Origin of the sequence: Ensifer sp. ENS03 (genome assembly GCF_014852035.1) — a bacterium.
In the GTDB taxonomy this organism is placed as follows: domain Bacteria; phylum Pseudomonadota; class Alphaproteobacteria; order Rhizobiales; family Rhizobiaceae; genus Ensifer; species Ensifer adhaerens.
On sequence record NZ_JACVAV010000002.1, the window covers coordinates 789474 to 809929 of the forward strand.

General features: G+C 64.1%; 18 protein-coding genes. 2 read left to right on the forward strand and 16 right to left on the reverse strand.

Features of this window, described 5'->3' with window-relative positions; genetic code table 11:
• Positions 1 to 9 precede the first annotated feature (9 nt).
• The 16 genes from IB263_RS10580 to IB263_RS10655 all read right to left on the reverse strand — a co-directional run bounded on the left by IB263_RS10580 (position 10) and on the right by IB263_RS10655 (position 17716).
• Positions 10 to 777, reverse strand: a complete 768-nt coding sequence (locus tag IB263_RS10580; protein ID WP_192438468.1) for a triose-phosphate isomerase — start codon at positions 775 to 777, stop codon at positions 10 to 12.
• Complete coding sequence (locus IB263_RS10585) at positions 774 to 1553, reverse strand: DeoR/GlpR family DNA-binding transcription regulator (protein WP_060516162.1); 780 nt, start codon at positions 1551 to 1553, stop codon at positions 774 to 776. Before IB263_RS10585 ends, IB263_RS10580 begins: the two co-directional genes overlap by 4 nt.
• A gap of 100 nt (positions 1554 to 1653) precedes the next feature.
• Entirely contained in the window at positions 1654 to 2592 is a 939-nt protein-coding gene (locus IB263_RS10590) for a TIM barrel protein (RefSeq protein WP_192438469.1), read from the reverse strand.
• A 14-nt stretch (positions 2593 to 2606) separates the two neighbouring features.
• Positions 2607 to 3458, reverse strand: a complete 852-nt coding sequence (locus IB263_RS10595) for a TIGR01459 family HAD-type hydrolase (protein WP_210338233.1) — start codon at positions 3456 to 3458, stop codon at positions 2607 to 2609.
• A complete protein-coding gene (locus IB263_RS10600) occupies positions 3455 to 4741 on the reverse strand; it encodes an FGGY-family carbohydrate kinase (protein WP_192438470.1) in 1287 nt (428 codons plus the stop codon). The genes IB263_RS10595 and IB263_RS10600 overlap by 4 nt, the downstream gene beginning before the upstream one ends.
• Positions 4738 to 5790 (reverse strand): class II aldolase/adducin family protein, encoded by a 1053-nt coding sequence (locus IB263_RS10605; protein ID WP_192438471.1) that lies wholly within the window; start codon positions 5788 to 5790, stop codon positions 4738 to 4740. The genes IB263_RS10600 and IB263_RS10605 overlap by 4 nt, the downstream gene beginning before the upstream one ends.
• Before the next feature lie 10 nt (positions 5791 to 5800).
• Positions 5801 to 7333, reverse strand: a complete 1533-nt coding sequence (locus tag IB263_RS10610; RefSeq protein ID WP_192438472.1) for a glycerol-3-phosphate dehydrogenase — start codon at positions 7331 to 7333, stop codon at positions 5801 to 5803.
• A complete protein-coding gene (locus IB263_RS10615) occupies positions 7333 to 8370 on the reverse strand; it encodes a 2-hydroxyacid dehydrogenase (protein WP_113188345.1) in 1038 nt (345 codons plus the stop codon). The genes IB263_RS10610 and IB263_RS10615 overlap by 1 nt, the downstream gene beginning before the upstream one ends.
• A complete protein-coding gene (locus tag IB263_RS10620) occupies positions 8367 to 9944 on the reverse strand; it encodes an FGGY-family carbohydrate kinase (RefSeq protein WP_192438473.1) in 1578 nt (525 codons plus the stop codon). Before IB263_RS10620 ends, IB263_RS10615 begins: the two co-directional genes overlap by 4 nt.
• Positions 9944 to 11068 (reverse strand): ABC transporter ATP-binding protein, encoded by a 1125-nt coding sequence (locus tag IB263_RS10625; RefSeq protein WP_192438474.1) that lies wholly within the window; start codon positions 11066 to 11068, stop codon positions 9944 to 9946. The genes IB263_RS10620 and IB263_RS10625 overlap by 1 nt, the downstream gene beginning before the upstream one ends.
• On the reverse strand, positions 11065 to 12183 hold the full coding sequence (locus IB263_RS10630) for an ABC transporter ATP-binding protein (protein ID WP_192438475.1): 1119 nt from the start codon (positions 12181 to 12183) through the stop codon (positions 11065 to 11067). The genes IB263_RS10625 and IB263_RS10630 overlap by 4 nt, the downstream gene beginning before the upstream one ends.
• Positions 12184 to 12186: 3 nt before the next feature.
• The gene (locus tag IB263_RS10635) at positions 12187 to 13044 is read right to left on the reverse strand and encodes a carbohydrate ABC transporter permease (RefSeq protein ID WP_192438476.1); all 858 of its coding nucleotides are present in this window, start codon (positions 13042 to 13044) and stop codon (positions 12187 to 12189) included.
• A gap of 11 nt (positions 13045 to 13055) precedes the next feature.
• Entirely contained in the window at positions 13056 to 13979 is a 924-nt protein-coding gene (locus tag IB263_RS10640; protein ID WP_034792195.1) for a carbohydrate ABC transporter permease, read from the reverse strand.
• A 185-nt stretch (positions 13980 to 14164) separates the two neighbouring features.
• Positions 14165 to 15607, reverse strand: a complete 1443-nt coding sequence (locus IB263_RS10645; protein WP_034792193.1) for an extracellular solute-binding protein — start codon at positions 15605 to 15607, stop codon at positions 14165 to 14167.
• Between the two features lie 121 nt (positions 15608 to 15728).
• Complete coding sequence (locus tag IB263_RS10650) at positions 15729 to 16694, reverse strand: sugar-binding transcriptional regulator (RefSeq protein WP_060516159.1); 966 nt, start codon at positions 16692 to 16694, stop codon at positions 15729 to 15731.
• Positions 16695 to 16972: 278 nt separating this feature from the next.
• Entirely contained in the window at positions 16973 to 17716 is a 744-nt protein-coding gene (locus IB263_RS10655; protein WP_164475044.1) for a LuxR C-terminal-related transcriptional regulator, read from the reverse strand.
• A 245-nt stretch (positions 17717 to 17961) separates the two neighbouring features.
• Between IB263_RS10655 and IB263_RS10660 the strand changes: the two genes are divergently transcribed.
• Positions 17962 to 19044 carry an ABC transporter ATP-binding protein gene (locus tag IB263_RS10660; protein ID WP_113188341.1) on the forward strand — a complete coding sequence of 361 codons (1083 nt, stop codon included), beginning with the start codon at positions 17962 to 17964 and terminating at the stop codon, positions 19042 to 19044.
• Positions 19045 to 19113: 69 nt separating this feature from the next.
• Positions 19114 to 20274: a spermidine/putrescine ABC transporter substrate-binding protein gene (locus IB263_RS10665; protein ID WP_029742636.1), complete on the forward strand. Its 1161-nt coding sequence runs from the start codon at positions 19114 to 19116 to the stop codon at positions 20272 to 20274.
• Positions 20275 to 20456: the final 182 nt, after the last annotated feature.

Sequence of the window (20456 nt, forward strand, 5' to 3'; positions counted from 1 at the left end):
GCTGGGGGCTCAGATCGCCTTGGCGACACGCTGCAGAATGTCGAGATAGCCAGTGACGTCCCAGGCGGAGCGGCCGATGAAGAGGCCGTCGATATGCGCCTGGGTGATCAGTTCTTCGCAATTGCCGGGATTGACGCTGCCGCCGTAGAGCACCGGCACGCGACGGCCGAGGGCGGCTTCCGCCACCTCTGCGATGCGCTTGTGGCGCTCGTCGGCATAGTCAGCCGTCGCCGGAATGCCGTTGACGCCGATTGCCCAGACCGGCTCGTAGGCCAGCAGGATCGTCGCCTTCTTCGCCGCGCCTTCGAGAAGTGCCAGCGCGCCTTCGACCTGGCGCTTCAGCACCTGATCCGCCTCGCCCGCTTCGCGCTCGGAAAGCGTCTCGCCGATGCAGATCAGCGGCGCCAGACCATGGCGCACGGCGGCTGCCGTCTTCAGGCCGAGGGTGCGGTCAGTCTCGCCGAAATGCTCGCGCCGCTCGCTGTGGCCGAGCTCGACCACATCGAGGTTGCAATCCGCAAGCATCGGCGGCGACACCTCGCCGGTCCAGGCGCCGGCATCGTCCCAATGCATGTTCTGCGCGCCGACCTTGACGCTGGTGCCGGAAAGTCGCGCCTTGACCTCACGCACCGCCGTGAACGGCGGAATGACAAAGCGCTGGATCCGCTCGTCCCGTGATGCGTCGGCAGCCGCCAGGCCGTCGGCAAAGACCATCGCCTCGGCAAGCGTCTTGTTCATCTTCCAGCTGGTGCCGACCCAAAGGCCTGACTTGCTCATGCTTTCTCCTTGAGATTGTCGATCCTGACCAGCCGGATGCCTGCCTCTTCGAGCGGTGCAGCATGTTCGGCCGAAACTTCAGCGCCGGTCAGCACCGCGTCGAAAGAATCGAGCCCGGTCAGGAAATGGAGCGCAGAGCGCCCGAATTTGTCGTGGTCCACTAAGAGGTATTTGCGCTTGGCCGCCTTCACCATCAGGCGCTTGGCCTGCACCACCTCCTGGTCCTGGTGGAAGGCCGTGGTGCCTTCGATGGCAGAACTGGAAAGAAAGGCGATATCGACGCGCAGCGACCGCAGCGCCTCGTCGGTGACGATGCCGAAGAAGCCGTTGAACTTCTTGTTGTATTGGCCGCCGAGCGCGATGACGGTGATGCCCGCAGCACCCGAGAGGCTGGTGATCACGCCGAGATTGTTGGTGATGACCGTCAGCGGCCGGATGTCGCGGATGCAATCGGCGATCGCGCCGGTGGTCGAACTGTCGTCGATGAGGATGCTCTGCCCCGGCTCGATCAGGCTCGCCGCATGTTCGGCGATCCGCCGCTTTTCGGAGATGGCGATCTTCTCGCGGTAGCGGAAATCGCTTTCGAATTGCGGGCTCGACTGGATCGAGGCGCCGCCATGGACCTTGCGCAAGAGGCCCGCCTGCTCGAGGTCGTCGAGGTCGCGATGCACTGTCATCTTGCTGACGCCGAAGCGCAATGAGAGGTCTTCGACGGAGGCCGTTCCGGCCTCCATCAGCACATCCATGATCGCCTGTCGCCTGTCTTCCGGCTTCATCGTCTCGGTCCCGATCACGCGCAGCCTCGACCACGCTCACCGTGAGAAGATAACACCTATTTGTGATATTTCAATTTGCACAACGTGATTTTGTGATCTTTCAGTGTGATTTTCCTGTGCGATTGAAGCCCGTATCGATATGCGGCTCCCAGAATTCGACCGACTCCCGGATCATCTCGACGACGTTGTGGTCCGTCGGCTCGCGTTCGCGGAAGGAAAGCTCCAGGCAGATCTCGTTGTCGGTGCCGCCACCGGCCTTGACTGCGCCGATCAGCTTCTCCGGCGTGATGCGGCCGTCGCGGTTGTAGGCGGCGGTGAACGGCCAATGGCCGCCCTTGTTCATCGAGGATTGCTTGATGTGGATGATCGGCGAGCGCTCAGGGAAAGCCGCCGCCCAGGCATAGGGATCGATGTCGTCGGGGTTGTCGGAGGTGACGTCGCCGTGGTCGATATCGACCATCATCTTCATCGGGATCGGCAAATGGGCTTCGGCGAGCCGCCGGTCGAGCGCACGGCATTCCTCGATCGTGTGGCCGAACTCGCGCCCGACCGACATCGGCTCCCAGAAGACATAGGAGAGCCCCGCCGCCTTGCCGTGCTCGGCAACTTCGCGCCAGCAGTCGATGGCGATCCGCATCATCGCCTCGCGCCGCGACGGGTCGTCGTAATCGCGAAGCGTGAAGATCGCGAACTGCGTGCCCATGCCCGAGGCGCCAAGTTCGGCGGAGATATCGGCGAAGGTCTTGAACCAGTCGACATAGTAGCGCCTGACATCCGGGTCCGGATGGCCGAAATGATTGAGCCGACCATAGGGGCCGGTCATGCCGGAGGTGATCTTCACGCCGGTACGGTCGAGCGCCCGACGAAACTGCCTGACGGTCTTGGCGATCGTTGCCGCCGGCCAGCCGGGATTGACGAACTCGTGGGTGAGCTGGACGTAGCCGATGCGGATCTTCTCGGCGATCGTGTCGATCAGGTCGTCAGGCTCGGCGAAGCGGTTGACCAGCGGATTGGTGTTGAGCGACAGCGTGAAGGCCACGACCTTACTCCCGGCTACCAGAGAAATTTCGGAAGGATGAAATCGGGGTTGGCGCCGTGTTCGGCAAAGAGCTTGCGGCGCTCCGCGTCCGAGGCGCGCTCCAGGATCCCCGTCGTCACCAGTATCGAGTGAAGTCCCGCGCTCGCGGCACCGGCAATGTCATGCTCGATGCTGTCGCCGATCGCGCAGACACGCGCCGGATTCGGATGGCCGAGGAATTCCAGCGCGGCTGCATAGATGTCGGCAAAGGGCTTGCCGATCCAGCGCACACCGCCGCCAAGCTCTTCGTAGAGCTCGGCGATACGCCCGGCGCCGAAGGCGGTACCTTCCTTGGTCAGCATCACCTTGTCCGGATTGGTGCACAGGCAGGGCACGCCGCGTCTGGCGGCCGGCGCCAAAAGCGCCTCGTAGTGGGAAAGCGGATGGACATCGCCCTCGCTCGCGGCGAGCAGCACGAAATCGGCATCGGCACCACTGGTCGTGCGTTCGAGGTCTAACCCCGTCAGCGGCGAGAGGTCACCGTCGCGACTGATCACCAGGCACTTGCGCCGCCCACCGGTGGCACCCTCGCCCTCCCGCCTGAGAATCTGCCAGGCGACCTCGCCCGAGGTCAGGAACCAATCCCAGCTCCCCGCGACGAAACCGAGATCGACGAGGCGACGGTCGTTTTCCGCCGAGCGCTTGCCGGAATTCGAGAGGATGATGATGCGCTTTCCCGCATCCTTCAGCTTGACCAGCGTTTCGGCCGCACCCGGATAGGGCCCGCGGCCATCGCGCAGCACGCCGAACTGATCGATCAGGAAGGCGTCGTAGCGATCGGCAATCTCGCCAAGTCTCGCTATCGCAGTCGTTTGAGCAAACGTCACAGCACACCAGCCTTTCTGGCACCGGCCAGCGCCAGCCGTGCCGTGCCGGCCGCCGCCTCCTCGGACAGGACGGGCAGGAACGGCACGCCGAGCTTGCGCGCCCGGATCGCGCTCCAGGCCGCGTTCTTGGCGCCGCCGCCGACACTGCGAAGCGATCGGAGCCCCGGTCCGCCAAGCGACGCCAGCCGCTGATAGGCGAGGCTCTCGACGCCGGCGATGCCCTCGAAGATTGCCTTGAGGAAGGTCGCGTCATCGGCCGGCCGCGGGCTCATGCGCGGGGCGAAATCCGGATCGGCGATTGGGAAGCGCTCGCCGGGCTTCACCAGCGGATAATAGTCGAGCCCGGTGTCGACGGCCGGATCGATCCCGGCCGAAAGTGCAACGATCCGCTCCGGCGAGAAATGCTCGGCCAGCACCACCCCGCCCGTATTGGACGCCCCGCCGGCGAGCCACATCTCGCCGATGCGGTGACTGTAGAGCCCGTATTCCGGCGCAAAAAGCGGACGGTCGGACAGCATCTTCACCGTCAGCGTCGTGCCGAGCGCGCTGACGCCGTCGCCCGGTCGATCGGCGCCAGTGGCGAGAAACGAGGCGCATCCGTCCGTGGTACCGGCAACGACCACCACCTCACTTGAAAGCCCGAAGGCTTCGGCCGCTTCCGGCGAGATCGTCGCGATCGGCGCACCAGCCGGCAGCACATCCGGCAGCAGTTCGACGCGGGCGCCGGTCTTTTCCATCCAATCGGGCCAGGACCGCGACACGGGATCGTAGCCGGTCTTCAGCGCATTGTTCTCGTCGGAGACATCGTAGAGCCCGGTGAAATGCCCGGCCAGCCAATCGGCCTGATGGATCACCCGGAACACGTCCGGCATAGTCTGGAAAGCGAGAAGCTTGGCAAGGCCGGATGTCGCGCCATGGGCCGCACTTTCGCGCGGCGCATGGGCAGAGACCGCATCGAGCGGTGCGCGGTCGGCAACCGGGTCGTTGTACATCATAGGCGTTGCCAACGGCGCGCCCGCATGATCGACCGGCAGCATCGTGCCCGATGTACCGTCGATCGAAAGTGCAACGACCTTCTGCCTGTCGGTACCCCCAAGCGCTTCTTCGAGCGCCGCCTGCACGGCCTTCCACCAGCCGATCGGATCGCGGTGATCCGCAGAAAAAACCGAGAGCTTCGCTGCACCCGATGCCACGATCGTGCCATCCGCCACCATCGCGACCGCACGGGCGCCCGAGGTGCCAAGGTCGATGCCGACGACCAGCTTGCGATTGTCGCCGCTCATTGCAGCACCTGTCCGGCGCGATTGAGCTGCTGGCGGTATTTCTCGGCGTCCCAGCCGAGAAGCTCGGCGTTCTCCGCCTCGGTCAGGTAGCGAAGCCGTGCGTCCGCCGGAATGCGTGCCGTCACGTCGGCAAGGCACCGCGCCATGGCGAAGGCACCGGCAGAAATCTCCTTCTGCACGAGCACGCCCTTGCCCGGGAAGAGCAGCAAGGGTGGCAGGCTGTCGCCGCTCGCACGCCGCTTCGTCTCGATCGAAAGCGCGGTCTCGCCGGGCGCGGCGACCGCCACCCCCTTGCCGAGGAAGATGACGTGATCCGGATAAAGGCTGCCGCCGGCAGCAAGCCGGCAACTGTCGAGATCGGCGGCGACCGAATGCAAGGCAATGTCCTCCGGCAGCCGGTAATCGCTGTCGACCGCAAGCCGACCGAGCGACGCGAGATCGGCGGCCAGCGCCTGCCGACGCGTGTCGGTCAGGCGGCGGGTAATGTCGGTGAGCAGGATCGCCGCGTCGACCACGGTTTCAGCGGCGACGACCAGGCCGTGATTGCCGAGGATCAGAACCGACGTGTTGTCCTGCATGCGCTCAGCGATCGCTCTTGCAAGCGGCAGGCCCGGGCGGGCATAGGGCACGAAAACATGGGGGTAGCCGGCAAGCCGCTCAGCAGTGATCGCCGCACCGTTGGTCTGCACCGCCGTCGCGATCGTCTCGACGCAGTGCACATGCACCACCACCTTCTGCGGCATCAGCGCATGCACGGTGGTTTCGATCGAGGGGCGCAGGCCCGAAGGGTTGCGCTCGGTTATCACGAAATCCTGCGCCTTCTCGGTTGCCGGGTCGTTCGCTTCCAACGCATTGAGCAAGGGCTCGAGCGCCACCGGCACCATGACGTCGCGCTGGCGCGCATGCGCCAGCCACAGGCCCGAGGCCTTGATCCAGAGCGTACCGCCCTCCTTGATCGAGGTATTGCCGCCCGCCCCCTGCACCAGCAGCGGATCCGCCCCGACGCGGGCCGAAAGATCGAGAAGCGCTTCGAATTCCAGACTTCGCATCCGTTCTCCTTCAGGCCGCGGCCTGCTGGCGGTCCAGCCAATGAGTAAAGGCCTGCCGCTCGGCCGGCGTCATGTGCAGGCCATGCTTGGTGCGCCGGTCGAGAATGTCGTCCGCCGTCAGCGCCCATTCGTTTTCGATGAGGAAACGCGCCTCGCGCTCGCGAAAGAGCGAACCGAAAGCCGGGCCGAGATCATCAAGCGATGTAGCGCCGGCAAGCAGCGCATGCGTGCGGGTGCCATAGAGCCGCGCATAGTGTTTGGCGAGATCCGATGGCAACCAGCGATAGCGCGCCTTCAACTCACCCAGGAACAGATCGAAATCGGCCGCCGCCATGTCGCCGCCCGGCAGATGCGCCTTCGCCGTCCAGGCCGGCCCCATCTTGGGGAAAAACGGCTTCAGCCGCTCCAGCGCATGTTCGGAAAGCTTGCGGAAAGTGGTGATCTTGCCACCGAAGACCGAGAGCAACGGCGCCTGGTTGTCAGTCGCATCGACCTCGAAAATATAGTCACGGGTGACGGCCGAGGGGTTTTCGGCATTGTCGTCATAGAGCGGTCGTACGCCGGAGAAGCTGTAGACGATATCGTCCGACGTCAGCTGCTGCTTGAAGTAGCGGTTCACCGATTTCAAGAGATAGGCGATCTCGTTGCCGTCGGCGGTCACGTCCTCCGGACGGCCTTCGTAGGGGATATCCGTCGTGCCGATCAGCGCCAGGTCGTCCTGGTAGGGATTGATGAAGATGACCCGCTTGTCCGGGTTCTGCACCAGATAGGCCTGCCGCCCCTCCCAGAATTTCGGCACGACGATGTGGCTGCCCTTGACGAGGCGCACGCTGCGGGTGGAGTTAAGGCCCCCGATCCGGCCGATGACGTCGTTGACCCACGGACCGGCGGTGTTGACGACACAGCGCGCCCTCGCCTCGGTCTTGGCGCCGGTGCGCGTGTCGGTCATCTCGATAAACCAGAGCCCGTCCCGCCTTCGGATCGCGCTGCAGGCGGTCCGGGTCAACACCCGGGCGCCACGAGCGGTGGCATCGAGAGCGTTGAGCACCACGAGGCGCGCGTCATCGACCCAACAGTCGGAATATTCGAACGCTTTGCGATAATCGCGCTTGATCGGCGCGCCCTCGGGCGCCGTCGCAAGGTTGAGGCTGCGGGTGCCCGGCAGGCGTTTGCGCCCGCCGAGATGGTCGTAGAGGAACAGCCCGAGCCGGACGAGCCAGGCCGGGCGGTCCTGAGGGTTATGCGGCAGCACGAAGCGCATCGGCCAGATGATGTGCGGCGCAGACTCCAAAAGCACCTCGCGCTCGATCAGCGCCTCGCGCACCAGCCGGAACTCGTAATATTCGAGATAACGCAGGCCGCCATGCACCAGCTTGCCGGAGCGCGAGCTGGTGCCCTGCGCCAGGTCGTCCTTTTCGCACAACAGCACCGAGAGCCCGCGCCCGGCCGCATCGCGCGCGATGCCCGCACCATTGACGCCGCCGCCGACGACGAACAGATCGTATATTCCGGTCTCGGAACTCACTATCGTTGCTCCTGTCATCAGCACGGATTGACCGGCGGCAGACCGGCGATGTAGCGGCGGACTTCCTCGGCCGCCATTTCGGCGGCGAAGGTGACGGTGCGTACCGAGGCGCCGGCAATATGCGGCGTCAGCGTCACATTCGCCAGTTGCAGCAGTGGCCAGTCTTTCGGCACCGGCTCGATCGCGAAGGTTTCGAGCATCGCCGCCGACAGATGGCCGCTCACCAGGTTCTCATAAAGGGCGTCGTAGTCGCAGAGCGGACCGCGCGCCGTGTTCACGAAGATCGCGCCCGGCCTCATCCTGGCGAAGGTCTCGGCGTTCATCATGTTGCGTGTCTCCTCCGTGACGCGCGGATGCAAGGTCACGACATCGGAACGGGAGAGAAGCGTGTCGAGCGACACCTGCTCGACGCCGGCGTTCAGATCATCGGCCGAGAGCTGTACATAGGGATCGTGCACCAGCACCTTGGTGCCGAAGGCGCGCAAAAGGCGCACCACCTTGGTGCCGATATTGCCGTAGCCGATGACGCCGACGGTCATTTCGCAGAGCTCGCGACCGGTGCGATCGGCGCGGTAGAGATCGCCCCGCCACTCGCCCTTGCGCAAGGCTTCGTGGCCGGTGCGGATCAGCCGCGTTTCGGCGAGAATGGCACCAAGCGTGAACTCGGCAACGGCGTTGGCATTGCGGCCGGGCGTGTTGACGACGCGAACGCCGGCATCGCGTGCGGCCCCCATGTCGATGTTGACAGGACCGCCGCGCGAGACGGCAACGAGCCTCAAGCCGGGCAGTGCCTGAAGCATTCCGCGCGACAGCGGCGCCAGCTGCGTCACCAGGATCTCGGCGTCACCGATGAAGTCGATAATGTCCTCCGGCTTGCCTAGATATTCCTTGAGCCCGTCCATGCCCTCGACGGCATAGCCGTGCTCCATCGGCACATCCGGCCAGGGCAGTTCGAGCGTGCGGATGTCATGGCCGTTGCCGGTCGCCTCGACGATCTTGTCGCGAAACACGTCCGGCAGCATGAACCGGTCGCCGATAATGGCTATCTTCTTCATTTCGATGTTTCCTGTTGAGTTCCCGCGGCCGCACCTTGGGAGAGTGCGTGCCAGACGGGCCTGAGCGCTGTGCGCGACTGCTGGTAGGTGGGAAAGAGTTCGTTGTAGCGGCGGGCAAGCGCCGGATCGGCGGCCTCCGCGGGGCGCTGATAGGGCGTCACCCAATCGCCGAGGCAATCGGCCATCGAGGGATAGATGCCGAGCGAGACGGCGGCGATCATCGCGGCACCGGCAGCACCGGCCTCTTCCCGCTCGCTCGTCTGGACGCTGGCGCCAAGGGCAGCACCGAGGATGCGGCGGAGCGAGGCGCTGCGGGCAGCTCCCCCCGTCAGCCGGATGCGGCCTGGAAGCGGCCCCATCTCGGCGTAGCAATCGCGCGCCGCCATGGCGAGCCCGTCGAACACCGCCTTTACCATGTCGGGAAAGCCGTGGGTGATCGACAGCCCGACGAAGGACGCCCGCGCCGTTGCGTCGACGAAGGGGCCACGCTCGCCGGCTTCCGAGATATAGGGCTGGAAGATCAATGGCGTGTCCTTGGCATCGGCCAGCCAGCCGTCGACAAGAGCGAGCAACTCGCTCTTGGATTTCTCGACCCCCATGCCCTTCAAGAGGCCTGAGGCCAGCGAGAGGATCCAGTCGATATTGAGCGTCGCGGCCATGTTCGACTGCATCTGCGCATAGGCGCCGGGGATCGGCATGCACATGGTGTAGCCGGTCAAGTCCCGGTTCAGCCGCACATCGTCGGCGCCATTGGCGAGCCGCATGTGCATGCCGGTCGAGCCGATGATCGAGCAGCCGGTATCAGTGCCCGGATCGTAGAGCCCGGCGCCAAGGGCTGTGCAGACGACATCGACGTAGCCGAGCACGATGGGCGTGCCCTCGGTGAGCCCGGTGATCCCGGCCGCTTCCGCCGAAAGCGGATGATGGGTCGCCGCTCCGTCGACGATCTCGGGCAGCACATGCTTCAGCTTTTCAAGGCCGAGAAAGCGGATGACATCGTCGCTGTAGCTGCGGCTGCGGAAATTGCCGAAACTGAAATTCGCCTCGGAGGGATCGGTGGCGCGTTTGCCCGTCAGCTTGAAATAGAGCCAGTCCTTGCAATGAAAGGTGGTGGCGACGCCTGAGAGCATCTCGGGCGCATGGTCGCGCATCCAGCGAAGCTGCGGCCCCTGCTGGCAGGCGGCAAGGCCAGAGCCGGTGCTTTCGAAGCGGGCGATATCGCCGCTGTCGGCGCGCAGCCGCTCGACGGTCTCGCCGGCGCGCGCGTCGAGCCACAGCCAGCCCTTGCCGACCGGCACGCCGGCCTTGTCGATCATCCATGTGCCGTCGCCCTGACCGGTCACTGCGATCGCGGCGACACGGCCGGCGAGGTTCTCGATCTTGTCGGAGAGCTGCTTCAGCGTCGTTGCCGCGTCGGCCCAGGTGCGGTCGAGATCCTGCACGCTGCCGGCGCGGCCGACCGGCTCATAGGCGTTCGGCAAGGCGGCCATGGCCAGCTGCCGGCCGGCGAGATCGAAGGCCACCGACTTGATGACCGACGTTCCCGCATCGATGCCGATGAGGATGTCCCGCATCAGGCGAGCTCCTGTCCATGGCTGATCGCCCGGCCGCTTTCCCCGTCGAAGACATGCAGGCTCGACGGATCGAGATGAATGCCGATCGGCTGACCGACATCGAGTTGCGTGCGGTCGTGCTCGACCAGCACCATGGTGCCGCCGGCAAAATCCGCGGCAATATGGGTCTGGTCGCCGAGCCACTGGTTGACGGCAACGCGGCCGGTGACGCCGTCGGCGCTGCGGCGCACCGAATAGGGTCGGATGCCGAGCACCACCTTCTGCCGCTTGATGAGTTCGTCGCGCACCGCATGCGAAAAGTCCGAGGCCGCATATTCGAGCCGGACGCCGTCCTTGAGGCCGAAGGCCATCCTGCTTTCGGAACCGGTGACGCTCGCCTCAAACACGTTCATCGGCGGCTCGCCGACGAAAGTGCCGGTGAAGAGATTGGCCGGCCGTTCCTTGATCTTCTGCGGCGTGTCGAACTGCTGCAGCACGCCGCCTTCCATCACGGCGATGCGGTCAGCAAGCGCGTTCGCCTCGGTCTGGTCGTGGGTGACGAGGATCGCCGTCAGACCGCGCTCCTTGATGAAATGCTTGATGCGGCCGCGCAAAAGCGCCCGCAGCTGCGGCTCCAATTGCCCCATCGGCTCGTCGAGCAGATGCAGGCTGGCATCGCGGATCAGCGCCCGGCCGAGCGAGGCGCGCTGTTGCTGGCCGCCGGAAATCGAGCTCGGGTAGCGGCCGAGAATGTCCTCGATCTCAAGCAGCTTGGCGATGCCAGCCACCTTCTCGTCGACAACAGCTTGCGAGAGCTTCGAGGCTTTCAGCGCGAAGGCGATGTTTTCGCGCACCGTCAGCGGCGGGTAGAGCGAATAGCCTTCGAACGCCATGGCGACGTTGCGGCGGACCGGCGGCAGGGTCTGGACCTCTTTGCCTGCAAGCGAGATCGTTCCGCGCGAGACCGCCTCGAAGCCGGCGATCATGCGCAAGGTCGAAGTCTTGCCGCATCCGGAGGAGCCGAGCAAAGCGATGATCTCGCCCTTTCGCACATCCATGTTCAGCTTCTTCACGGCATGCACGCCGAAGTCGACGGGGCCGTAGAACTTGTCGACGTCCTTGATCAAAAGAGCGGTGTCGGTCATGCCGCTTCTCCATTGCGCTTGGCTGCAAGGTCGGCGCGCGGCAAAAGAGCGCCGCTCGTCTTGTCGAAGAGAAAGGCCTGCGCGCCATTGACGGCAATATGGGCAGGTCCGGCGGTCGGACCAGGCGTGCCGGCCGGACGCGACACCAGGATTTCGCGGCCGCGTGCCGTCAGCGCCAGCGTCACGGTCTTTTCGTTGAGCGGCGTTTCCGCCTCGACCGTCACAGGAATGGCGCCAGGTGCTGCCGCATCGACGAAACTGATCGCCTCCGGCCTGAGCCCGATAACGCACGGACTGCCGACGACATCGGCGCCATAGTCGCCGAGCCGCACCCGTACATTCGAGAGCTCGACGAAGACGTCTCCGCCGCTGCGCTGCGGCGTGACATCCAGCAGGTTGATCGTCGGATCGCCGAAGAGCCGTGCGATCTCGATGTCGGCGGGCGCGTTGTAGATCTCTTGCGGCGTGCCGATCTGGCGGATTCGGCCTGAGGCCATGACCGCGATCCGGTCGCCGAGCGCCATCGCCTCCTTGTAGTCTTGGGTGACGTAGACGACGGTGGCGCCTTGCGCTGCGAGCAGTCGCGGCAGTTCCAGCCGCATCTCGAAGCGGAGCTTCGCGTCGACGTTGCGCAAGGGATCATCGAGGAGAAGCAGCGGCGGCGAGCCGACAAGCGCACGGGCAAGTGCCGTGCGCTGCTTCTGACCGTTCGACAGTGCCTTCGGGTGATGCGTCAGCACATGGTCGATCTTTAAGAGCTTGGCGACCTTCTGCACGCCTGCCGCTATTTTCTCCTTCGACGATCGCGTCGCCGTCAGCGGGCTTGCAATGTTGTCGAAGGCACTCATGTGCGGGAAGAGCGCGAAGTTCTGGAAGGCCATGCCGACGCCGCGATGTTCGGCATCGACATCGGTCATGTCCTCGCCGCCGATCAGCACCCTGCCCTCGTCCGGCTCAATAACGCCGGCCACCAGGCGGAGCAGCACGGTCTTGCCGGCGCCGGAGGGGCCGAAGAGCACCAGCCGCTCGCCATCGGCGACATCGAGCGTAAGATCGTCGAGAACCGTGTGGCTCTTGTAGCGCTTGACGATGTTTTGCAGTTGCAACGTGGTCATGAGTTACCCTTTCACCGCGCCGAGCGACAGGCCTTCGACAAGGTAGCGCTGGGCGTAGAGTGCAAGTGCGAGCGTCGGCGTGACGGAAAGCACGATGGCCGCCGCGATCTGCCCGTATTGGATGCCCGATGAGGTGATGAAGGCAAGGGCACCGACCGTCACCGGCTGCTTGTCGGCGGACGCCAGCACCAGCGCGAAGACGAAGTTGTTCCAGGCGAAGATGAAGGCGAGCAGGCCGGCAGCGGCAATGCCGGGACCGGCAAGCGGCAACGCGATCTTGCGGAAGGTCGCAAACCAGGAATGGCCGGCGATGCGATAGGCATATTCGACGTCGGCCGAAATGTCCTCGAAGTAGCCGCGCACGATCCAGAGAATCAGCGGCAGGCAGATCAGCTGGTAGACCCAGATCAGGCCGAAGTAAGTGTTGGAGAGCCCGAGCCACTGGAAGTACTGCGTCAGCGGCAGAAGCACCAGCAGCGGCGGCGCGAAGCGGAAAGACAGCAGCGTGAACGCGATGTCTTCCGATCCTTTGAACTTGTGGCGGGCAAAGGCATAGGCCGCGGGCACGCCGAGCACCAGCGCCACGGCGACGGAGGCGACCGACAGGAAGATCGAGTTGCCGAGATTGCGCATGAAGGCGATGTCGAGCGTTCCGGCCGCCGTCTGCAGCTTGCCGGTGATCAGCGCCGCATAGTTGGAAAGCGTCGGCGAAAACACGACCGATGGCGGGATCGCGAGGATCGTCTCGTTCGTCTGGAACGACATCAGGAAGATCCAGAAGATCGGGAACATGAAGAAGACGACGACGAGCGTGAGGGCGAGACCGCGCAAGGTCCGTTCGAGCGGAGACATGGTTTCCATTGGTCCCTCCTTTACGCTTCGCCGCGTGCGCGTTCGCGCAGCCGCAGCCAGTTCTTGATGAAGACGTTGGACAGCGTGTAGGTGATCGCCCACAGGATGATCAGCAGTGCCGCCGACCGGCCGACATTGGTCGACTGGAAGAAGTTGAGATAGGCCTCGACCTGGAAGACGGTGAGCGTGTTGCCGGGCCCGCCCTGGGTCATCGCATAGATGATGTCGAACTGCTGGATACTGTCGAGCAACCGGAACAGCGTTGCCGTCAGGATGTAAGGTGTGAGCATCGGAAGCGTGATGCGGAAGAAGACGAAGCTGCGCGGCACGCCATCAAGGGCCGCCGCCTCGAAGGGCTGCGTCGGCAGCGAGCGCAGGCCCGCAAGCAGCAGGATCATGATGAAGGGCGTATAGACCCAGATGTCGACGAGCACGACGGTGAGCAGCGCTGTGTCCGGCGAGGACGCCCAGCGGAAATCATGCAGTCCGATCAGGCTTGCGAGATAGCTGAGGATACCGAAGCTCGGATTGGTCATCAGCTTCCACATCAAGGCGGCCAGCGCCGGCGCGATCATCAGCGGCAAAAGCAGCATGATCGAGATGAAGTTGTTGACCGCGGAGCGCCGCTGCAGAAGCAGCGCGATGCCGAGACCGAGCAGCAGTTCCAGCGTCACGGTGAGGCCGGCATAGAGCAGCGACACTTTCAGCGTGTTCCAGAAGGCCGGGTCGGTGAAGAAGTTGAGGTAGTTTTCGCCCCAGTTGAACTGGCGCGCCCAGGGCTGGCTCAACCGGTAGCGCTGGAAGGAGTAGATGACCGCCGTGAAGAACGGGATGAGGATGCCGATGCAGACCAGCAGCGCCGGCAGGCTCAGCACATAGGGAAGCATCTTCCTGCTGATCCTGAAACCGGAGGCTGGTCTCTTGAGGGTTTCTGTTGAAGCCATGTCGAGCTCCGTTCCTGACGTCTTTAAAGAGCACGCGGCACGCGGCAGCCTTCAGGCGCCGCGCCAGTTCCTCGGCATCTCAGGTTGATTTCGGCGCGACCTCAAACCGGTCGCAACAGGCCGGTCGAGCCGGCATCTCGGGATCCCCGGCGCGTGCTGGCGCCGGGGATCGCTTGGGAGGCCTATCAGCCGAGACCCGCCTCTTGGAGCTGGCGGTTGATGCTTTCCACGAGCTGGTCGAGACCTTCATCGACCGGCACCTGCTTGGCGACCATCTTCTGCAGCGTCGACGCCCATTCGGTGGTCACGTCGAAGAACAGCGGCTGCGGCGTGAACTTGATGGAGGCGCCGGCGGCCGAGGCGTCGAACATTTCGACATAACCCGGATACTTGCCGTTCAGCTTTTCGCGGAAGATCTCGTCCTTCCAGATCGACTGGCGAACCGGATCGACGAAGTCCATCTTGGTGGCGCCGAACAGCGCATGCTCCGGACCGGAAGCCCATTGCAGGAAGTACCAGGTGGCGTCCTTGTCCTTAGAGAAGTTGGACATGGCAAGCGACCAGATCCAGATGTTCGGCGTCGAGGCGGTCGCTTCGGGGTTGGCGGCAAAGGCGGCATAGCCGAGCTTGCCGGCCATCTTGTTGTCGCCACCGTTCATGAAGTAGCCGAGGCAATCGGCGTCAAAGATCATCGCCGAAGCGCCGGCGCCAAGGTCGGTGCCGACCTGATACCAGGTGTAAGTCGACCAGTCCTTCGGACCACTTTCCTGGATCATCTGCACGAACTTGGCGTGGTAGGCCTTGGATTCCGCCGTGCCCATCGCCGCTGACAGCTTGCCGTCGGCCGAGACGTTCAGGTCCTTCTGGTTGAAGTTGGCATAACCCGACAGGAAGCCCGGATGGATCGTCGCCCAGGAGCGCGAACCGCGAACGCCGATGCCGTAGATGCCACCGATGTCCTTCTGCAGCTTGGCCGCAACCGTGATCATGTCGTCGAGGTTCTTCGGCAGCTCGACGCCGGCCTTGTCGAACATCTCGCGGTTATAGGTGATGTTGTTCTGCTCGAACGCCCACGGAATGCACCACTGCTTGGCGTCTTCCGAGCCGAGCGCCCCGCCCGGCTGGCCGTTCCAGGCGCAGGAATTCTTCACGCCTGCGAGGAAATCGTCCCAGTTGTAGTTGGGGTTGGTCTTGGCCGGATCCTTGATCCATTCGTTGAGGTCGGCGATCCAGCCGGCCGGTCCATAGGTCCAGGTCATGTAGGCGCCGGTCATGAAGGCATCGTATTCTGCCGAGCCCGAAGACAACGCCGCCGTCACCTTGTCGAAATAGACGTCTTCCGGAAACACGTCATAGGTAACGTCGATGCCGGTCAGGTCCTTGAAGGCCTGCAGGTTGGCGATCATCGCATCGGCGTAAGGGTGCTTGTTCAAAAGCAGCTTCAGCTTCTTGCCCGAATGCGCCTTCCAGTCGAAATCGGCGGCGAGCGCCTGCGTCGACATCATGTTGAACAACGTGCCGGCCGTGCCGGCTGCCAGGCCTGCAGCCCCCAATCCCTTGAGCATGCCGCGGCGGTCCACCTCCCCACGCAGGAATGCGCTGATGAGGTCCTTCTCCTTCTCGTACATTCGTCTTCTCCTCCGTTGCGGGTATGATTGCGACTGCCGGCTACCCCACCGGTATTCCTCCCGTTAAGGCCCGGATGGCAGATCCTCCCTGCCCTCCGCATGCCTCGAATGTGTCAGCGCCTCATGCGCCGTCGGCGGCCAGCGCCCTCGCAGTCCTCTCGTCGGTAATGAGACCGCTCAATTGCCCGCTGGCGAGCACCGCCCGGATGGCCGGAACCTTGATCTTGCCGCCGGCAACAGCGACCGTGCGGCGGTTCTTCAGGTCCTCGCGGCTGAGCGTAAACGTGCGGTCGGAAAGCGTCGTCTCGACCGGCTTGCCGTCGCGGTCGAAGAAGTGGCCGAGCAACTCTCCCATCGCCCCGCCCTTCTGGATGTCCTCGATCTCGCTGGTCTCGATCATGCCGGTCGAAACCAGCGACGCCTCGCGCTCGACGGTGCCAATGCCGACCATCAGGAGATCGGCTGTCTTGGCGAGATCGAAGACTTCGCGCACGCCGCGCTGGCTGAAGAGCACGTCGCGATCCTCGACCGTGTTGGCGAAGAACGGCACTGGCATGACATAGGCCTCTGCCCCCGTGCGCTCGGCGAGCCGGTGGATCACGTCATGCGGGTTGGCGGAGAACTTGCGGGTAAGCCCGCCGAGCAGCGACACAAAGCGGGTGTTGCCGCTGGCGATCCGCGGCAGATACTCGACGCAAGCGGCAAGCGTGCGGCCATGGCCGACTCCGACCAGCGCCGTCTCGCCACGCTCGATCTCACGCTTCAGGAACTGTGCGCCGGAAATGCCAAGCGCCTTCAGCGGCAGGTCATCGGCGTCGAAGTCCGGCACCACTTCGCAATAGTCGAGGCCGTAGCGCGCCGAAAGCGCCTGTTCGAGCTCCACGCATTCGGAGACTTCGCCGTCGATATAGACCTTCACCAGGCCCTCCTGGTTGGCCTTCATGATCAGCCGGTGGGCCTTGAGCGAGGTGAGCCCCAGGCGCTTGGCGACCTCCGCCTGGGTCAGGCCGCCGGCATAGTGCAGCCACGCCGCCCGTGTCGCCATGCTGGTTTCGTCATCACGAATGCCCGTCCCGCCAATCGTCATTGTCTCCACCCGGCTCTTGTTGCGTTGCATGATATTTTTTGCACCGCGTGATATTTTTATCCGTTAATGAAAGAAATTTCATGGCGTGAAATTTTTGTCAATAGCGTTTGACAAATGAGCGATCACGTTTGCGAAGAGACGGTTGAGCAGTTGCGGCGGCTGCACGCAAGGGCAGCGGTCGCAGGCAAGCGCCAGACGGCGTAGGCTCGTCAAAAGCGGAAAAGGGGCAACGCAGGCGGAAGATCTAACCGCCGATCAGCGGTGCAAGGATCGCAGGATTATTGCCCGAGATTTCTCAGATAAAGCGACAGAAGCTGTGTCTGCGAGGAGATGCCGAGCTTGCGATAGACGTTGCGGCGATGAACCTTCACCGTGCCGGTGGAGATGCCGAGCCTGAGGCCGATCGATTCTGACGAATGGCCCTGCAGCACCAGTTCGATGATCGAGGCTTCGCGGTCCGTCAGATTGAGATGCTGCCAGACGCCGTCGGCCGGCGGGTGCGTCGCCTTGCGCCTGCTGCGCCCGGTTTTCGCCAGCGCCGCATCGAACCGGCGGCCGAGATCGGCCCAGTGATGGCGCACCAGGCCGGAGACCAGCGGCTCCACCTTTTTCAACAGCGCGAACTCCGTCGCGCTGAAAGTCCCCGTCGCCTCGCGCCGCATCAGCGAAAGCACGACGGTGATCTGCTCGTCGATCGGCACGAAGAAGCCGACCTCTTCGGCAAGCCCCGTCTGCACATAATAGGTGCGATAATATTCCGAGGAGAAGAACCGGTCGGGCGCCAGCTCCCGCATCCGCCAGACGCCGGGCTCACTCTTGATCGCCGCGTGGTAGAACGGGTCGAGCAGGTACGGTCCAGCCTGATAGAGGCTGACGAAGAGCACGTGATCCTTGGCGTTGAAGGTGCTGTAGAGGTCGATCGGCCGTTCCTTGCCGCGATAGGCAAAGACAACCACGTAGTCGAAGGTCATCAGCGTCGACATCAGCCTCCGATAGGTAGAGCCGACGGCATCGTCGTCCATCGCGGCACCCGCCACCAGCGGCGCCATGACCTGGAAAAGTCCTTCGAGATCGACGCTCAAACCGCCCTCCCGGCCGGTGTTTCCTGCTCTGGGGTATACTCCTCACACAGAGCAATCTGCGTTGAAATACCTCTCTCGGGGTATATACCGGCAGGGCACGCGGTGACTAGGCTGTGTGTCAATGACGGTGGAGTGCCAGGATGCAAGATCCTGGCGACATCCGATAACAACCGCAGGGAACAGACGTGACATCCGCTTCGACGAACGACATCGAGTTCCGTTCGGTCGCCAAACGTTATGGCGCCGTGACGGCCGTTTCCGACATCAATCTTCAGGTGCCGCGCGGCGCCTTCATGGCGCTTCTCGGACCATCGGGTTGCGGCAAGACCACGTGTCTGCGCATGATCGGCGGCTTCGAGCAGCCGAGCGAAGGCACGGTCTTCATCAGCGGCGAGCCGATGAACGGCGTTGCCGCCTATCGCCGCCCGGTCAACATGGTGTTCCAGCACTATGCGCTGTTCCCCCATCTCGACGTCGAGCAGAACGTCTCCTACGGGCTGAAGCAGATGCGGCCGCGCATCGCCGGCGCCGAGATTTCTCGCCGCGCCCAGGAGGCGCTGGAGATGGTACGGCTCGGCGGTTTCGGCAAGCGCCGCATCCACGAAATGTCCGGCGGCCAGCAGCAGCGCGTGGCGCTCGCCCGCGCCATCGTCAACAAGCCGAAGGTGCTGCTGCTCGACGAGCCCCTCGCCGCCCTCGACAAGAAGCTGCGCACCGCCATGCAGATCGAGCTGCAGACGCTGCAGCGCGAGCTTGGCATCACCTTCGTGCTCGTCACCCACGACCAGGAGGAAGCGCTGTCGATGAGCGATTTCGTCTGCGTCATGAATGCCGGCCGCATCGTCCAGGTCGGCCCGCCGCAGGAAATCTACGACAGACCCGCGAGCCTCTTCGTCGCCGATTTCGTCGGCAAGACCAACCGCATCTCGGCGACCGTCGACGGCAACGCCTCGATCGAGCTCGCCAACGGCACGCGTTTTGCCGCCCCCGCAGTCAACGGCACACGGGGGGCGGCCATGGTGGCACTCCGGCCCGAGGCGATCCGCCTGACGCGCAACGGCGCGGCGACCGCCGAGACATTGGCCGGCACCGTCACCCACCGGATCTTCCTGGGGTCAGCGGTCGAATATTCCGTCGCGGTCGACGGTCTCGGCGACTTCCTCGTGACGGCCGACCGCCGCACGCTCGGCGACAGCGAACTGGTCGAGCCCGGCGAAAAGGTCGGCCTCGCCTTCGATCCGAACGCGCTTCACGTCTTTCCAGCCTGACATCGCCCGGCTTCCGAAGCCGGTTCTGCCGCCTACGCATGAACGTCAAACGATAAAGGGAACAGCGTCATGAGCAAATGGTACAGAGAAAATGCCCCTATCACCGCCGACCAGCTCGCGGACGAACTGATGCGCCTGAAGCGCGGCTCGGTCACGCGCCGCCACTTCCTCGGCGTCACCGGCCTCGGTCTTGCGACCGCCGTGCTGGCGCGCCAGCCCGGCCTCTTCAATTCCACCGCCTTTGCCGGCGACCTCGGCACACAGATGTCGATCGCCACCTGGCCGAACTACCATGATCCGGCGACCTTCGAAGCCTTCCAGGCGGCCACCGGCGTTGCCGTCGAGGTCAACGTCTTCGGCTCCAACGAAGAGATGCTGGCGAAACTCCAGGCCGGCGGCACCGGCTGGGACCTCTTCGTTCCCACCAACTACACGATCTCGACCTATGTGAAGCTTGGCCTCATCGACGAACTCGATCTTTCCAAGCTTGCGAACTACGACGCGTCGACCGAGACGGCGCGCTTCACCAACGAAGGCATCGTCGACGGCAAGACCTATGCCGTGCCGAAGAACTGGGGCACGACCGGCATCGCGGTCAACTCGGCGAAGATCAAGAAGCCGGTGACGAGCTGGAAGGAATTCTTCGAGATCGCCATGACCGAAGGCGACGGCCGCGCCATGGTGCACGATTACCAGCTCACCACCATCGGCAACGCGCTGGTGTCGCTCGGCTATTCCTTCAACTCGATCAAGCCGGACGAACTCGCCAAGGCCGAGGAACTGCTGATCAAGGTGAAGCCGCACCTCTACGCCATCAACAGCGACTACCAGCCGTCGATGCGCGCGACCGATGCCTGGATGACCATGTGCTGGACCAATGACGGCGCCCAGCTCAACCGCGACATGCCGGAAATCCTGTTCACGCTCGGCAAGGACGGCGGCGAGATCTGGTCGGACTTCTACGCGATCCCGAAGAGTGCCGCCAACAAGGCCGCCGGCTACGCGCTGCTCAACTATCTGATGGCGCCGGAAAACGCCATGAAGGAGCACATCGCCAACGGCGCACCGACCACCGACAGCCGCGTCATGAAGCTGCTGCCGGTCGACGTCACCTCCAACAAGATCGTCTATCCGGACGAGGCCGCGCTGACGCCGCTCGAATTCGGCGCCGCCGTGACCCTCACCGACCCCGGCCGCGCCGAGCTGATGGCGCGTTTCAAGTCGGCTTGATCTGGCATGTGACTGCCCCTCATCCGCCTGCCGGCACCTTCTCCCCGCAAGCGGGGAGAAGGAACAAGCGGCAAGCTCCCTGCCCTCCTGCTTCTGCCGGAAGAAAGGGACCGGGCGGGTACCACGAATCCCCTTCCCCCCACCTGCGGGGAGAAGGTGCCGGCAGGCGGATGAGGGGCCTT

Coding starts and splice junctions, on each gene's coding strand:
- IB263_RS10580 (WP_192438468.1), bottom strand. CDS start 777: ATGAGCAAGTCAGGCCTTTGGGTCGGCACCAGCTGGAAGATGAACAAG.
- IB263_RS10585 (WP_060516162.1), bottom strand. CDS start 1,553: ATGAAGCCGGAAGACAGGCGACAGGCGATCATGGATGTGCTGATGGAG.
- IB263_RS10600 (WP_192438470.1), bottom strand. CDS start 4,741: ATGAGCGGCGACAATCGCAAGCTGGTCGTCGGCATCGACCTTGGCACC.
- IB263_RS10605 (WP_192438471.1), bottom strand. CDS start 5,790: ATGCGAAGTCTGGAATTCGAAGCGCTTCTCGATCTTTCGGCCCGCGTC.
- IB263_RS10610 (WP_192438472.1), bottom strand. CDS start 7,333: ATGACAGGAGCAACGATAGTGAGTTCCGAGACCGGAATATACGATCTG.
- IB263_RS10615 (WP_113188345.1), bottom strand. CDS start 8,370: ATGAAGAAGATAGCCATTATCGGCGACCGGTTCATGCTGCCGGACGTG.
- IB263_RS10620 (WP_192438473.1), bottom strand. CDS start 9,944: ATGCGGGACATCCTCATCGGCATCGATGCGGGAACGTCGGTCATCAAG.
- IB263_RS10625 (WP_192438474.1), bottom strand. CDS start 11,068: ATGACCGACACCGCTCTTTTGATCAAGGACGTCGACAAGTTCTACGGC.
- IB263_RS10630 (WP_192438475.1), bottom strand. CDS start 12,183: ATGACCACGTTGCAACTGCAAAACATCGTCAAGCGCTACAAGAGCCAC.
- IB263_RS10635 (WP_192438476.1), bottom strand. CDS start 13,044: ATGGAAACCATGTCTCCGCTCGAACGGACCTTGCGCGGTCTCGCCCTC.
- IB263_RS10640 (WP_034792195.1), bottom strand. CDS start 13,979: ATGGCTTCAACAGAAACCCTCAAGAGACCAGCCTCCGGTTTCAGGATC.
- IB263_RS10645 (WP_034792193.1), bottom strand. CDS start 15,607: ATGTACGAGAAGGAGAAGGACCTCATCAGCGCATTCCTGCGTGGGGAG.
- IB263_RS10650 (WP_060516159.1), bottom strand. CDS start 16,694: ATGACGATTGGCGGGACGGGCATTCGTGATGACGAAACCAGCATGGCG.
- IB263_RS10655 (WP_164475044.1), bottom strand. CDS start 17,716: ATGGACGACGATGCCGTCGGCTCTACCTATCGGAGGCTGATGTCGACG.
- IB263_RS10665 (WP_029742636.1), top strand. CDS start 19,114: ATGAGCAAATGGTACAGAGAAAATGCCCCTATCACCGCCGACCAGCTC.